The 13884-nt window shown below is 72.4% G+C and carries 12 protein-coding genes and 1 riboswitch; of the genes, 7 read left to right on the forward strand and 5 right to left on the reverse strand.

Features of this window, described 5'->3' with window-relative positions; genetic code table 11:
- Positions 1–52: 52 nt before the first annotated feature.
- Positions 53–183: riboswitch (FMN riboswitch) on the reverse strand.
- 270 nt (positions 184–453) lie between these two features.
- Positions 454–1344 (forward strand): RNA polymerase sigma-70 factor, encoded by an 891-nt coding sequence (locus tag AB0D93_RS30770; RefSeq protein ID WP_362126248.1) that lies wholly within the window; start codon positions 454–456, stop codon positions 1342–1344.
- A 101-nt stretch (positions 1345–1445) separates the two neighbouring features.
- Positions 1446–2189, forward strand: a complete 744-nt coding sequence (locus AB0D93_RS30775) for an NAD(P)H-binding protein (RefSeq protein WP_362126251.1) — start codon at positions 1446–1448, stop codon at positions 2187–2189.
- A gap of 337 nt (positions 2190–2526) precedes the next feature.
- On the opposite strand, the gene AB0D93_RS30780 is transcribed toward AB0D93_RS30775, so the two are convergent.
- Positions 2527–3822 carry an ROK family transcriptional regulator gene (locus tag AB0D93_RS30780; protein ID WP_362126253.1) on the reverse strand — a complete coding sequence of 432 codons (1296 nt, stop codon included), beginning with the start codon at positions 3820–3822 and terminating at the stop codon, positions 2527–2529.
- 142 nt (positions 3823–3964) lie between these two features.
- On the opposite strand from AB0D93_RS30780, the gene AB0D93_RS30785 reads away from it, so the two are divergent.
- Positions 3965–5179, forward strand: coding sequence for an MFS transporter (locus AB0D93_RS30785; RefSeq protein WP_362126256.1), 1215 nt, complete (start codon positions 3965–3967; stop codon positions 5177–5179).
- Here AB0D93_RS30785 and AB0D93_RS30790 read toward each other — a convergent pair.
- Together AB0D93_RS30790 and AB0D93_RS30795 are read right to left on the reverse strand one after the other, a co-directional pair.
- Positions 5139–5597 carry a thioesterase family protein gene (locus AB0D93_RS30790; protein WP_362126259.1) on the reverse strand — a complete coding sequence of 153 codons (459 nt, stop codon included), beginning with the start codon at positions 5595–5597 and terminating at the stop codon, positions 5139–5141. The genes AB0D93_RS30785 and AB0D93_RS30790 overlap by 41 nt on opposite strands.
- A gap of 74 nt (positions 5598–5671) precedes the next feature.
- Entirely contained in the window at positions 5672–6928 is a 1257-nt protein-coding gene (locus AB0D93_RS30795; protein WP_362126262.1) for an alginate lyase family protein, read from the reverse strand.
- A 132-nt stretch (positions 6929–7060) separates the two neighbouring features.
- Between AB0D93_RS30795 and AB0D93_RS30800 the strand changes: the two genes are divergently transcribed.
- From AB0D93_RS30800 to AB0D93_RS30810, 3 genes are all read left to right on the forward strand, one after another.
- Entirely contained in the window at positions 7061–8467 is a 1407-nt protein-coding gene (locus AB0D93_RS30800) for a solute carrier family 23 protein (RefSeq protein WP_362126265.1), read from the forward strand.
- 259 nt (positions 8468–8726) lie between these two features.
- Positions 8727–9413, forward strand: coding sequence for a DUF5995 family protein (locus tag AB0D93_RS30805; protein ID WP_362126268.1), 687 nt, complete (start codon positions 8727–8729; stop codon positions 9411–9413).
- A gap of 74 nt (positions 9414–9487) precedes the next feature.
- The gene (locus tag AB0D93_RS30810; RefSeq protein ID WP_362126271.1) at positions 9488–10417 is read left to right on the forward strand and encodes an LLM class F420-dependent oxidoreductase; all 930 of its coding nucleotides are present in this window, start codon (positions 9488–9490) and stop codon (positions 10415–10417) included.
- 40 nt (positions 10418–10457) lie between these two features.
- Here AB0D93_RS30810 and AB0D93_RS30815 read toward each other — a convergent pair whose 3' ends face one another.
- A complete protein-coding gene (locus AB0D93_RS30815; RefSeq protein ID WP_362126274.1) occupies positions 10458–12155 on the reverse strand; it encodes an NAD(P)/FAD-dependent oxidoreductase in 1698 nt (565 codons plus the stop codon).
- 47 nt (positions 12156–12202) lie between these two features.
- Positions 12203–12991: a carbon-nitrogen hydrolase family protein gene (locus AB0D93_RS30820; RefSeq protein WP_362126277.1), complete on the reverse strand. Its 789-nt coding sequence runs from the start codon at positions 12989–12991 to the stop codon at positions 12203–12205.
- Positions 12992–13298: 307 nt separating this feature from the next.
- Here AB0D93_RS30820 and AB0D93_RS30825 point away from each other — a divergent pair, with 307 nt between their 5' ends.
- Positions 13299–13871, forward strand: coding sequence for a Repetin (locus AB0D93_RS30825; protein ID WP_362126280.1), 573 nt, complete (start codon positions 13299–13301; stop codon positions 13869–13871).
- The last annotated feature ends 13 nt before the right edge of the window (positions 13872–13884 follow it).

The raw sequence follows: 13884 nt of genomic DNA on the forward strand, positions 1-13884 counted from the left end.
GCATGCGGACAAGCCCCAGATACGGCGGCGCGCACGAATACGTGCCCGCCCGCCGCGCACTGCCTCCCATCCGGACTTTAACCGTCGGTCCAGGAATTTCACCTGGTCAACCGGCCGCTGGAAGCGACCGGGTCGCGGACTGTAACCGCCGGTTCGGACTTTCACCGACCCCGGAGTGCGCTGCTTCTGGTACAGGGCCAGTGTGCCACGCCGGACGGCCGTCCTGACAGGTGAGGGGTGTGGGTTCCCTCACAGCGTGTGTCACCGGCCTTGCGCGGCGCAGTCGGCCGGGCACAACTGCCGGTCGAACAGGGCGGATTGGAGCTGGTCCGGACCTATTGACGCAATGGTCTAGTCCTTTTATCGTGCGGTCGAGCCCGGTGGCGGTGACGACGGCCCTTGCCCGCCGCCGGGCCGCCAGGCGGCGGTCGGGCGTCTGGCAGGGTGACGACCATGAAGCCGTCACCGCTTGCCCATGAGTTCGAGTCCCACCGCCCCCGGCTGTTCGGCCTGGCCTACCGTCTGCTGGGCTCCGCCCACGAAGCGGAGGACGCGGTGCAGGACGCGTATCTGCGGTTCAGCGGGGCCGACCGGGCGTCGATCGAGCACCCCGGCGCATGGCTCGCCAAGGCCGTCACCAACCTCTGCCTCACCCGGCTGACCTCGGCCCGGGCGCGGCGCGAGGAGTACCCCGGGACCTGGCTCCCGGAGCCGGTGGTCACCTCCGACGGCACGCTCGGGCCGCTGGAGTCGGTGGAGCGGCGCGAGCAGGTCTCGATGGCGCTGCTGGTCCTGCTGGAGCGGCTGACGCCGACCGAGAGGGCGGTGTACGTGCTGCGCGAGGCCTTCGGATACGCCCACCGCGACATCGCCGGCGTCCTGGACCTGAGCGAGGCCAACTGCCGTCAGCTGTACCGGCGGGCGGTGGCCCGGGTGGCCGTGCCGGAGGGCCGGTTCGAGCCGGCGCCGCAGCGGCAGGAGGAACTGGTCATGTCCTTCCTCACGGCGGCCCGCGAGGGCGATCTGGCCGGTCTGGAGAAGCTGCTCGCCGCGGATGTCACCTACTGGGGCGACGGCGGCGGCAAGGTGTCCGCGGTCAGGCGGCCCATCGAGGGACGCGAGAAGGTCGTGCGCTTCCTGGTGGGCGGCGCCGAGCGGTTCACGGGCGGCCTGGACATCGTGGTGATGGAGGTCAACGGGGCGAGCGCGCTGGCCGGTTGGGCGGGCGACGTGCTCGTCGGGGTGGCGGCCTTCGAGCTGCGCGACGGGCTGATCGCCCATGTGCGGACGGTGATGAACCCGGACAAGCTGGCTTACATGCGGCGGCAGCTGGCGCGGTCGTAGCGCAGCCGGGCCGGGGCTGTCACATTTCCCGGGGGCTGCCTGGTCCAAGCGGTCGAGAGTGCTCCGCCCGGGGCACGCGAGTCCGGAGGGACAGGTACAGCATGACCACGATCCTGGTGACCGGCGGGACCGGCACGCTCGGCCGGTGCGTGACGGAACGGCTGCGGACGGACGGGCACGAGGTGCGGGTGCTCAGCCGGCACACGCAGCCGTACGCCGTCGATCTGCGCGTGGGCGGGAGCGGGCTCGACGCCGCGCTCGCCGGTGTGGAGACCGTGGTGCACTGCGCGAGCAGCCCGCGCGGCGGTGACGAGGAGGCGGCCGACCACCTGATCGCGGCGGCCCGGCGGGCGGGAGTGGGCCATCTGGTCTACATCTCGATCGTCGGCGTCGACCGGGTCCCGCTCGGCTACTACAGGACCAAACTGGCCGTGGAGCGGCGGATCGAGGAGTCGGGGCTCGCCTGGACCGTCCTGCGCACGACCCAGTTCCACGACCTGGTGCTCTCCGTCCTCGGCGGGCTGGCCAAGTCGCCCGTCCTACCGGTCCCGGCCGGCGTCCCCGACCAACCGGTGGAGGTGGGCGAAGTCGCCGACCGCCTGGCCGAGTTGGCCCTCGACGCGCCGGCCGGCCGGGTGCCGGACATGGGTGGCCCCGAAGTACGGTCCCTGGACTCGCTGGCCCACGCCTACCTGCACGCGACCGGCCGGCGCCGGGCGGTGGCGCGGGTACCGCTGTTCGGCGGGGTCTATCGCGCCGCCCGCGCGGGCGGGCTGCTGGCGCCGGAACACGCGGTGGGGAAGACGACGTTCGAGGAGTACCTGGGGCGGCGCTTCGGCCGCTGACCGGAGGGGGGCGGCCGGTCACCCGGTGCCGCTCGACGAACCCACCCGGGATCTGCGGTCGCCGCCGGAGGCATCGCCTGCTGGGCTCGGCGGAGACGCCCGGCCGGGGTCGGTTCCGCACCGAAGGGCAGGTCCACGAGTGGCACCGGCCGACACCCGCCTCGGCGCGGGGAGGGACCGGCCGAGACCCGCCTCGGAGCGGGGAGGAACCGGCCGGCCGAGCTTCAGACGCCGTCGGAGCGGTGAGGGTGGGGCCGGTTCGGCCCCGGGGACACGGGTCGGGCCCGGGGACACGGGTCGGCCCCGGGGACACGGGTCGGGCCCGGCCGGCGGGTGGTCAGTTGCGGTCCGGGGGTGCGAACAGCTCGTCCTGGGCGCGGTCCCGGGCCGTCAGCAGAGCGCCGCGCAGCACCGCCGCTCCGCCGAGGGTGCTCGCCCGTACCTCCGTGAGCAGGGGGGACATTTGACGGAGCCGCTCCTCCACGAGCCCCGCGAGTACCGGCCCCCCGGCCTGGCCGGCCTCTCCGCCGAGCACCACGCAGCCGGGGTCGAGGACGGCGACGACGGACGCGGCCCCCACGGCGATCCGGTCGGCGAGACGATGGAGAAACCGCTCGGCAGACCGCACGGCGCCCGCACCGCCCGAACCGACGAAGGGCTCGGCACCCGGATGCACCGCCCCTGGACCGGCAGGTCTGTCGGCACCGGGGTGCACGGCCTTGTCCTCCGTCAGCTCCGCGACTGCCTCCCGAATGACCACTGCCGCGCCCGGGCCGTCCATCGGCGCCGGTACCGGCAGGCCGCACTCCGCTGCCAGGGAGCTGATCGCCGCCGCGCCGGCCAGCGAGTGGAAGCCGCCGTCGCAGTCCCTCGCCGAGGGGAGCGAGGCGGTGCCCGGGACCGGGAGGAAGCCGATCTCACCCGTGCCGCCCGAGGCGCCGCGGCGGAGCGTGCCGTCGAGGACGACCGCGGCGCCGACGCCGTGGCCCAGCCAGAGCAGGACGAAGGTGTCCCGGTCCCGGGCGGCGCCCTCGCGCTGTTCGGCCAGGGCGGCGAGGTTGGTCTCGTTCTCCACGGTGACCCGCGCCCCGGGCAGCCGTTCCTGCAGGGCGGCGGCCAGGCTGCGGTGCCACTCCGGAAGCCCGCCGGAGTCACGGAGGTCACCGGTGGACGGGTCGATGAGGCCCGGCGCACCGATCCCGACGGTGTGCAGCCTCCCCACCGCCCCGGCCTCCTTCACGGTCCGCTCCACCGCGGCGACCGCCTGCTCCACGGCAGGCCCCGTCCCGGTCTCACCGCCGATCGGCACGGACGCCTCCGCCAGCACCCGCCCGACCAGGTCGGAGACCAGGACGAAGACGCCTCCGGTGCGTACGTCGAGCGCGGCCAGATGGGCCTGGTCCGCGACGATGCCGTACAGCCGGGCGTTGGGACCGCGGCGCTGCTCGCCGGACTCGCCGACGACCGTGATCAGGCCGGCGCTGGTGAGCCGTTCCACGAGGTCGGCGACCGTCGGCCGGGACAGACCCGTCAGCTGCTTCAACTGCCCTGCCGTGAGCGGGCCTTCCTGCTGCAGCAGCCCGAGGGCCAGGCGGTCGTTGATGGCCCGGGCGGTGCTGGGTGATGCGGGCATGACGGGAATCCTCCCAGATCGGCAGCCCTCCCCGAGCGACGCGCTCCCGAACGGCGGCCGTAAAGGCGTCTATCTATCAGGCAGGGTCCCTGATAGTTTACGGCGCGTGCCGCGGCGGCGAGGCTCGGGGAGGGACCGGAACATGAGTGACGTGGGATACGCACATGGCGAGGTCAGGCGCGCCCGGTACGCCGTGGCGGCCGTGTTCGCCGTGCACGGCGCCGTGACCGGATCGTTCGCGACCCGGGTGCCGTGGATCCAGGACCACGCCTCGCTCGGCGCGGGCCAGTTGGGGTTCGCCCTCGCCTTCACGGCGTTCGGTGCCTCCTGCGCGATGCCCCTGGCGGGCCGGATCAGCCACCGTTTCGGCAGCCGTACGGCCCTGCGCGGGCTGCTCGCCCTGTGGACGCTCGCCCTGGTCCTGCCGCCCCTCGCGGCGAACCTCTACACCCTGTGCCTGGCTATGTTCGTCTACGGCGCCACCGCGGGCATGGCCGATGTCGCGATGAACGCGCTCGGCGTCGAGATCGAGCGGCTGCTCGACAAGTCGATCATGTCGGGGCTGCACGGCATGTGGAGCGCGGGCGCCCTGGTCGGCTCGGCGGCCGGCACGCTCGCCGCGCACCTCGGGTCGGACGCCCGCCTGCACCTCGCGCTCGCCTCGGCCGCGCTCACCGCGCTCGGCCTGGTGGCCTGCACCTGGGTGCTGGATCTGCAGCCCGCCGAGGACGAGGAACCGCCGCCGCGGTTCGCGCTGCCGCCACGCTCGGCGCTGCTGATCGGCACCGTCGGCTTCTGCGCGGTGTTCGCGGAGGGCGCCAGCCTCGACTGGTCGGCGGTGTTCCTGCGGGACCGGCTGGACAGCTCGGCGGGGGTGGCCGCCGCCTGCACGACCGGATTCATGCTCACGATGGCGGTGGCGCGGATCGCCGGGGACGCGGTGGTGAACCGGTTCGGCCCGGTCCGCACCGTCCGGGCCGGCGGCATCCTGGCCGTGCTGGGCGGTCTGCTGATCGTGTTCGCCGGGCACGAGGCGGTGGCGATGGGCGGGTTCGCGTTGATGGGGCTGGGTATCGCGGTGGTCGTACCGCTGTGCTTCGCGGCCGCCGGGCACGCCGGGCCCCATCCCAGCCAGGCCATAGCGGGTGTCGCGACGATCACCTACACCTCGGGGCTGATCGCGCCGAGCCTGATCGGCGGGGTGGCCCAGGCGACCAGCCTCGTGGTGTCGTTCTGCGTGGTGACGGCGCTGGCCTGCGGGCTCGCGGTGTTCGCGGGCGTGCTGCGCACCGCCGAGCGCGGCGGCCGGGCCGAGGTCAGCCGGCCGGCCGCAGCAGTTCCCGACCCACGGCCCTGAAGGACTCGGTCCAGGGCGCCGGGCGCAGGGTCGTGGCGTCCAGCCGGACCAGCACCCGGGTGCCCTGGGCGTAGGTCTGCGTCCCGTCCGCCGAGCAGAAGCGGAAGCCGTAGGTCAGGCCGGTGGTGCCGAGCCGCTCCAGCCAGAGGTGGACGGCGTAGGTGCCGGGGCGGGTCACCGGCGCCTCGTAGCCGATGCGCAGTTCGCGGACCGCGTTACAGGCGTCGCCGGCCGCGTGCCAGTCGCCGTCGAAGCGGACGCCGTGCTCGTTCCACAGCTCGGTCCAGGCGCGCTCGACCATGAGCGGGTAGCGGGCGTTGTGCAGGAGGCCGAGCGCGTCGAGGTCGTCGAAGTGCACGGTGACGGGGATCAGCCGGCCGTAGGAGACGGCGGGGGCGATCGGGGCTTCGGCGGTCACGGGTGGGGCTCCTGAACATCGCTGCTGCTGACGATCCATACTAAGCGACCGCTCAGGAGCCCCTTCCCTCGTCGTCAGCCCGCGATGGAGTCCAGTTGCTCCGCGGCGGGCCGCAGCGCCCACAGGTCTCCCCCGGGCGGCGCCTGAAGCTTCGCCTCGGCCGCCTGTGCCGCCGCGTCACCGGCGTCGGCCGCCGCGTGCACGACGTCGGTGGCCGCGTACCGGTGGAACTCCAGCTCCGGATGCGGCCACGCGGCGGCTCCGGTCGCGGCCGGCAGCAGATAGTCCACGGCCTTGAACAGGCTCTGGCCGTCCGGGCCCTGGTACGACCACAGGTTCACGCCCACGTGCCGGCCGATGGCCGCGAGGCGGGTGTAGGCGACCAGGTCGAAGGTGGAGTAGTGCCAGCTGCGGGTGCGGGCGAGTTCCTGCGGCTGGCTGCCGTCGGCCGCGATCTGCGGGTCGATCCGCCTGGCGCGCGCGTCGAGCACCGTCCGCCGGGCCAGGGCGTCGTCGCCGGTGGCGTAGGCGAGGGCGGCGAGCTGCATGTCGTAGAAGGTGCCGTGGTTGTTGGCGGCCGCGCCCTCCTCCTTGCCGAAGTCGCTGTTCTTCAGCCAGTTCAGGAAGTCGGCGTTCCACCTGCCCATCGCGGTGCGGTCCTGGGCGCTCCAGCCGGGGGCGCCCGCGGCGAGGATCGCCTGAGCGTCGAGGACGCTGGTGTACGACTGGGAGAAGTCGATGATGCCGATGGACCGGCCGTCGTACTTGCACGGGATGAACTGGGCGTGGTTCAGGTCCGGGTTCATCCGGGTGGCCGGGTCGAGGAACCAGGTGCGCAGGATCTGCCCGGCCTTCTCGGCGTAGGCGCGCTTTCCGGTGTAGTACCAGGCGAGCGAGAGGTCGTACGAGGAGTCGAAGACCTTCTCGACGTCCTGCCGGTCCGTTCCGCTGTCGACCTCGGGGTTGCGCTGCCCGTCGCGCTGGACGTACGGGCAGCCCCAGGGGTTGTCGGCCGTGGGGGTGGTGGTGGGCCACCAGTAGGGGGCCTGGCTCAGGTACTCGTGGATGTCGCCGCCGGGCGCGGGCCTCGGCTTGTCGACGACCGTCCAGGGGCCCTGGTCCAGCCAGCCGTCGGCACGGCTGGTCAGGTCCTTGAGCGCACGCTGCAGTCGGGGGTCGTGGTCCAGGCGTGCCCGGGCCCGCTGGAGGCGGCCGCCGTCGAGGACGGCGGTCCTCGGGGCCTTGGGTGCGGCGTGTGCGGACGGGGCGAGGACACCGGCGAAGGCCAGCACCGCGGCGAGCAGCACGGCCGCACGGGATCTTGCACGCATCGGCTCTCCGATCCACGTCGTTCTTGTACATGAACGAGATTCATAAGGAGGACCGTGTGAGCGTAGAGCCGCTCGTTACCCGAGACAATGGTCCGGACCGTCTTCACGTACGTAAGAAAGCGAAACCCCACCATGGACCTCGGCGTGCGCTGGAAACTGCACGGTGACGGGCGCACGCCCGCGCCCGGAGCGGTGGTACGCCCCGACGAACGGCTCTCCTGGCCCCGCACGGTCGGCCTGGGCGCCCAGCACGTGGTCGCGATGTTCGGGGCGTCCTTCGTCGCGCCCGTACTGATGGGCCTCGACCCCAACCTGGCGATCATGATGTCGGGCGTGGCGACCGCGATCTTCCTCGTCGCCACCCGCGGCCGCGTGCCCAGCTACCTGGGCTGCTCCCTGTCGTTCGTGGGTGTGGCCGCCGTCATCCGCGCCCAGGGCGGTACGAGCGCCACGGTGACCGGCGCGGTGTTCGTCGTCGGCGTGGCCCTGTTCCTCGTGGGACTCGCGGTGCAGCGCTTCGGGGCACGGATCATCCACGCGGCCATGCCGCCGATCGTCACCGGCGCGGTCGTCATGCTGATCGGCTTCAACCTGGCTCCGGTCACCGCCTCCACCTACTGGCCGCAGGACCAGTGGACGGCGCTGCTGGTCATGCTGTTCACCGGCCTGGCCGTGGTCTGCCTGCGCGGCTTCTGGTCCCGGATCGCGATCTTCCTCGGCCTCGTCTTCGGCTACGGCATCTCGTGGGCCTTCGACCGGATCTTCGGCAGGATCCACTCCATGAGCCCGAGCGGCAAGGTCACCGACCACTGGCGACTCGACCTCTCCGGCGTCTCCAAGGCGGACTGGATCGGCCTGCCGCACTTCCACGGGCCGTCGTTCCAGTGGTCGGCGATCCTGGTCGCGCTGCCGGTCGTCATCGCCCTGGTCGCGGAGAACGCGGGGCACGTCAAGGCGGTCGGCGAGATGACCGGCGACCCGCTGGACGACAAGCTCGGCACCGCGATCTCGGCGGACGGCGTCGCCTCCATGCTGTCCACCGCGGTGGGCGGCCCGCCGAACACCACCTACTCCGAGAACATCGGCGTGATGGCCGCGACCCGCGTCTACTCCACCGCCGCCTACTGGGCCGCCGCCGGCTTCGCGCTGCTCTTCGGCATCTGCCCGAAGTTCGGCGCGGTCGTGGCCGCGATCCCGGGCGGGGTCCTCGGCGGCATCACGGTGATCCTCTACGGCATGATCGGCCTGCTCGGCGCCCAGATCTGGCTGAACGCCAAGGTGGACCTGCGCAACCCGCTGAACCTGGTGCCGGCCGCCGCCGGGATCATCATCGGTGTCGGCAACGTCAGCATGAAGTTCTCCGGCAACTTCTCACTCAGCGGCATCGCCCTCGGCACCCTGGTCGTCATCACCGGCTACCACGCGCTGCGCGCCTTCGCCCCGGCCCACCTGAAGAAGCAGGGGCCGCTGCTGGACAAGGGCACGTCCGCCTACGACGCGGAGGCCGGCGACGCGCAGACTCCGCGCGCCAAGTCATAGGCCTACGACGTGTGACCGTCCCGGCCGCGCCCCGGCGGCCGTCGGACTCCCCCGGCGGCCGGAGGGACGCGGTGCCGGCCTGCGAGGAGCCGGCGCACTTCCCGCCTGCGCGCGGCCCGGGGCGCGGCGAGGCGCCGGGCACGCAGGCCTGACACGTGTGGCCCCGTCGCATCCGCACCGCGGCAGCCCGTTCCCCCGTTCCGGCGAAGCCCCGGGCCGGTCGGCACGCCGGCCGGCCCGGGGCTGGGACCCTTCCCTCATGGCGCAGTTGGAACAACTCACCACCCCCGTCGACGCGGTCGTCTCCCGGATGCGCGCCCTCGCCGCGACCCTGCCCGAGCGGGACGGTGTCGCCGTGTTCAACCGCGTCTACCTCACCGTCACCGAGGAGGTCGACCGGCGCCTGGACACCGGGGCGTTCCCGGAGCCACGGGCGGCGATCGCGCTGGACGTGCGGTTCGCCGAGCGCTATCTGGCGGCGGTCGACGCGGCGGACGCCGACCGCCGTCCGCCCGCCTGCTGGCGGCCGCTGTTCCAGCTCCGCCGCCATCCCGGGGTGCGCCCGCTGCAGTTCGCCCTCGCGGGCATCAACGCGCACATCGGGCACGACCTGGCGCTCGCCGTGGTGGACGCCTGCCGTACGCTCGGCTGCGAACCGCCCGAACTGGAGGACGAGTTCGACCGCGTGGGCGATCTCCTCGGCTCGCTGGAGGAGCGCATCCGCGAGGACCTGATGCCGGGTCCCGACCTGCTCCAGATCGCCGACCCGCTCACCCATCTCCTGGCCTCCTGGAGCCTGGAGCGGGCCCGCGACGCGGCCTGGGTGGCGGCACGGTCGCTGTGGGCGCTGCGCCACTGCGGGGACATGGCCGAGGAGTTCACCGAGCGACTGGACGCGGCCGTCGGTTTCGCCGGCCGGATGCTGCTCACACCGCTGACGGACTGACCGGGCGACACCGGAACTTCCCCTGGGCCGCGGGGCGTTGACGGACAGGCACCCGATCACAGAGGAGTGGCTGTATGGCAACGCGGCTCGGTCTCGGTCTCCCCCAGATGCGGCAGTACTCGATCGGCAAGGACGTCCCCGCCGTGGCACGCGCCGCGGAGGACATCGGTTACGACAGCCTGTGGGTCTTCGAGCGGGCCCTGTTCCCCGAGCCCGCCACCCAGGGCCTGTACGGCGTCGAAGGGCTGCCCTGGCCCGACCAGTACCGCAACGTGGCGGACCCGCTGGTCACCCTCACCCTGGCCGCGGCGGCCACCGAGCGGGCGGAGCTGGGCTCCAGCGTCCTGGTGGCCCCGCTGCACGTGCCGTTCCAGCTCGCCAAGGCCCTCGCCTCGCTGGACGCGGCGAGCGGCGGGCGGGTGATCGCGGGCCTGGGCACCGGCTGGTCCCTCGACGAGTACGCGGCCTCGGGTGTCCGGCCGATCGAGGAGCGCGGCGCGGTCCTGGACGAGATCATCGCGGTGTGCCGGGCCGTGTGGGGTCCGGATCCGGTCGTCCACGACGGGCGGTTGACCAAGATCGCTTCCGCCGTGGTGGGGCCCAAGCCCGTCCGGCCCATCCCGGTGATGCTGGCGGCGAGCAACGACCGGGCCTTCCGCAGGCTCGTCGACCATGCCGACGGCTGGCTGCCCGCGGGGTTCAGCGCGGAGGGGGTCGGCGCGCAGTGGCGGCGGTTGCGGGAGCTGGCCGAGGAGCGGGGCCGTACGAAGCCGGTCCGGACCGTGCTGCGCGTGAACGCCGGCCCCCGGGCGAAGCCGTACGACGGGGCGGACCGCCAACCCTTCCAGGGCGACGTCGACCAGATCGTGGCGGACCTCGTGGAGTTCGCCGGCATCGGTCTGGACGAGATCCTCGTCGACCTCCAGAGCTCCGCCCGGGACGCCCGGGAGCTCACGGACGTCGCCGCCGAGGTGTTTGAAAAGGCGCGGGCGGCCGGAATCTGAGGCCGGCCGCCCGCGCCTTGGTCCTTGCTCGCTCTCGTGGTCAGTCCTCGGGCAGCTCCACGGGGGCGATCTCGTCGTACACGTCACCCGGGCCGGGATTGGCCGCGTCGGTCTCCCCGCCGAAGTGGTGCATCACGCCCCAGACCGCGTTCAGCGCGGTCTGGATCGCGCCCTCGGCCCAGCCGGCGGTCCAGGAGATGTCGTCACCGGCGAGGAAGATGCCCCGCTTGTCCTCGGGCAGCCGGTCCTGCATGAAGTGGGTGAACAGACGGCGCTGGTAGCGGTAGTGGCCGGGCAGGTTGGCCTTGAACGCGCCCATGAAGTAGGGCTCGTTCTCCCAGGAGACGGTCACCGGGTTGCCGATGACGTGCTTCCTGATGTCGACCTTCGGGTAGATCTCGCCGAGCGACTTCAGCATGACCTCCATCCGCTCGTTCGCGGACAGCGGCAGCCACTTCAGGCTGTCGTCGCACCAGGTGTAGGACAGGCAGATCACGGCGGGCTTGTCCGGACCGTCGTCCAGGAGGTAGGTACCGCGGGTCATGCGGTCGGTGAGCGTCATCGACATGACGTCCCGGCCGGTCTCCTCGTCCTTGTCCAGCCAGAACGGCCGGTCCACGGGGACGAAGAGCTTGCTGGACTCCATGTAGTGGGTGCGCTCGATGGCGGTCCAGTGGTCGATCGGGAAGAGCGAGTCGTCACAGGCGATCTTGGACAGCAGCATCCAGGACTGGGCGGTGAAGACGGCCGCCTTGTAGGTGCGGATGTCGCCGTTCGCGTCCGTCACGGTGATCTGGTTGCCCGCGGTGCGGTGCAGCCGGGTCACCGCCGGACGGGGCTCGCCGTCCACGTGCAGGGACTTCAGCGAGGTGCCGTACGGCCAGTGGACGATCTTCTCCGGCTCCCGCTCCCACAGGCGCAGCGGCAGCTGCTGGGAGCCGCCGACGATGCCGCGGTGGTGGTCGTCGGCCTCGGTGTAGACGACGCGCAGGATCTCCAGGATGGAGTTCGGGAAGTCGGTGTCCCAGCCGCCGGTGCCGAAACCGACCTGGCCGAAGATCTCGCGGTGCCGGAAGGACTTGAAGGCCTCGGAGTCGCAGAGGAAGCCGTAGAAGGTCTGGTTGTCGAGCTTCTCGACCAGCTTCGCCCAGATCTCGCGGATGCGCGGCACGTCCCGCTCGCGCATCGCACGGTTCATGTCGGAGAAGTCGGCGCCCTCCTCCAGGCACTTGTTCCAGGCCTCGGCGACGTCCCGGTACACCTGGGGCAGGTCGTCGATGGTCTCGGCGTAGTGCGACTCGCCCTTGAGGTCCACGACGGTCGAGGGGGTCGCCTCGGCCAGCGGGTTCGGGAAGGGCCTCGTCTCCAGGCCCACCATGTCGATGTAGTGCTGCAGGGCGGTGGAGGACGGCGGGAAGCGCATCGCGCCCATCTCGGCGGTCAGCGAGTCGTCGCAGCCCTCGAAACCGACCGTGCGCAGCCGGCCGCCGATCTGGTCGGCCTCGTAGACGACGGGCCTCAGGCCCATCTTCATCAGCTCGTACGCGGCCACGATGCCGGACAGGCCGCCGCCGACGACCGCGACCTCGGTGCCGTGCTCGGTCGCGGGTATCTGACCGAGGCCCGCCGGGTGGGCGAGGAAGTCGTCGTAGGCGTAGGGGAAGTCCGGGCCGAACATGGTGATCGGCGGCTGCTGCTCGTCGGTGTGCTCGACGGCGTTGGGCACCGTGGACGTCATGGGGTACGGACTCCTTGCGCGGGGTGGTACGGGGAGGGCTCGGGGTGTCAGACCAGGGACCCGTACAGGCCGGGGCGGCGGTCCTGCAGATACGGGTTGGCCTCACGGGAGGCGGCCAGGAAGGCGGGGTCGGCGTCGGCGAGCACCAGTTGCCCGGCGCGGCCGGCCCGGGCGCGGGCGACTCCGTCGGGACCGGCGAGGACGGACAGCCCGACGAACTCGAACTCCCCTTCCTGGCCGACCCGGTTGACGTACGCGACGTACATCTGGTTCTCCCAGGCGCGCACCGGCACGAGGGACTCGGCGACGAACTGGAAGGGGTGCATCTGCGCGGTCGGGACGACGAGGAGGTCGGTGCCGGCCAGGGCGTGGGCGCGGACGTTCTCCGGGAACTCGACGTCGTAGCAGATCATCAGGCCGACGGTGAGACCGTTCAGCTCGGCCTGGACGACCGGCTGCTCGCCCGGCGTGAAGTGGTCGCGCTCGAAGCAGCCGAAGAGGTGGGTCTTGCGGTAGTTCGCGAGCCGGGTGCCGTCCGCAGAGATCAGCTGGGCGGAGTTGTGGACCGTCTCGCCGTCGCGCTCCGGGTAGCCGTAGGCGATCGCCAGGCCGTGCCGGTGGGCCAGCTCGGCGATCGCGTCCGCGCTGTCGCCGTCGGCGGGCTCGGCGAGGCGCGCGATGTCGTCGCCGATCGCGTACCCGGTCAGGAACATCTCCGGTGCGGCGAGCAGCGCGGCGCCCTGGGCCGCGGCACGGCCCGCGGCCTCGTCGAGGACCTTGAGGTTCTCGGCGACGGAGCCGGGGCGGCCGGAGCTCTGTAGCAGGGCGGTGCGCATGCGGGGTCCTCACCGGAAAGAGGGGTTTTGGGGGGCCACGAAGAAGGTACGGTCGGCGCGCTCCGCCGGACAAGCAGGAGCCGTTGCGCGCCTGTGCGCGGTTTGTTGCGTGGAGCGCGGGCCGGGCGGCGATTCGTTGCGTGGCCCCGGGTCCGGTTCCCGTCCTCCCTGAGGCGCAGGTCACGGCCGGGGTTCCCCGCCGGACGGCGGAGGCGGGGTCCCGCCCGCGGAGCGATGCCCTCGCGGCCCGCTGCCGGGAGAGTGGTGAGCGTTGGGTTCACGCGCTTGACCTGCGGAAAGGACCGTCATGAAGCGCCGTACGAAGATCGCCGCCGTCACTCTCACCGCCGCCCTGCTGATCACCGCCGGTACGGCCGGGGCGGCGCTGGCCTCGGGTGGCGGGGCGTACCAGCCCCGGACGGAGGCGCACCCGGCACCGCGCGAGGCCGCCGCGCTGACCGGCACCGCCAAGCTCTACCGGTCGGCCGGGGACGACATCACCTTCTCCTTCGACGCGCACTTGGCGGCGCGGCACACCATGGACCCGCGCAAGGCCACCGGCACCTTCGAGTTCAGCCACTATCTGCACGGCCGGGGAGCCTGGGCCAAGGCCAAGGTCGACTGTCTGGTCACGGGCGGCCGGGTCGCCGTCGTCTCCGGTGTGATCACCGCGTCCGACCTGCCGGGGGCGAAGGGCAGGCGGGTCGGCGTCACCGTGCACGACCTCGGCCGGAACGACCGGCTGGGCTACAGCTGGGCCGGGGTGGGCAGCCCCACGGACACCAGGGACCTGCCGCCGTGCGTGTCCTCCGCCCCCTTCGAGAAGGTGAAGGAGGGCACGGGCGACTTCAAGGTCGTGCCGTGGCAGCCCAGGCTCTAGGTCTACAACTGAC

Origin of the sequence: Streptomyces sp. NPDC048191, from assembly GCF_040652655.1 — a bacterium.
Lineage (GTDB): Bacteria > Actinomycetota > Actinomycetes > Streptomycetales > Streptomycetaceae > Streptomyces.

What these genes read in the sequence shown, in the direction of transcription:
- AB0D93_RS30770 (WP_362126248.1), top strand. Translation starts at nt 454, where the DNA reads ATGAAGCCGTCACCGCTTGCCCATGAGTTCGAGTCCCACCGCCCCCGG.
- AB0D93_RS30815 (WP_362126274.1), bottom strand. Translation starts at nt 12,155, where the DNA reads ATGACGTCCACGGTGCCCAACGCCGTCGAGCACACCGACGAGCAGCAG.
- AB0D93_RS30795 (WP_362126262.1), bottom strand. Translation starts at nt 6,928, where the DNA reads ATGCGTGCAAGATCCCGTGCGGCCGTGCTGCTCGCCGCGGTGCTGGCC.
- AB0D93_RS30775 (WP_362126251.1), top strand. Translation starts at nt 1,446, where the DNA reads ATGACCACGATCCTGGTGACCGGCGGGACCGGCACGCTCGGCCGGTGC.
- AB0D93_RS30800 (WP_362126265.1), top strand. Translation starts at nt 7,061, where the DNA reads ATGGACCTCGGCGTGCGCTGGAAACTGCACGGTGACGGGCGCACGCCC.
- AB0D93_RS30785 (WP_362126256.1), top strand. Translation starts at nt 3,965, where the DNA reads ATGAGTGACGTGGGATACGCACATGGCGAGGTCAGGCGCGCCCGGTAC.
- AB0D93_RS30805 (WP_362126268.1), top strand. Translation starts at nt 8,727, where the DNA reads ATGGCGCAGTTGGAACAACTCACCACCCCCGTCGACGCGGTCGTCTCC.
- AB0D93_RS30780 (WP_362126253.1), bottom strand. Translation starts at nt 3,822, where the DNA reads ATGCCCGCATCACCCAGCACCGCCCGGGCCATCAACGACCGCCTGGCC.
- AB0D93_RS30825 (WP_362126280.1), top strand. Translation starts at nt 13,299, where the DNA reads ATGAAGCGCCGTACGAAGATCGCCGCCGTCACTCTCACCGCCGCCCTG.
- AB0D93_RS30810 (WP_362126271.1), top strand. Translation starts at nt 9,488, where the DNA reads ATGGCAACGCGGCTCGGTCTCGGTCTCCCCCAGATGCGGCAGTACTCG.
- AB0D93_RS30820 (WP_362126277.1), bottom strand. Translation starts at nt 12,991, where the DNA reads ATGCGCACCGCCCTGCTACAGAGCTCCGGCCGCCCCGGCTCCGTCGCC.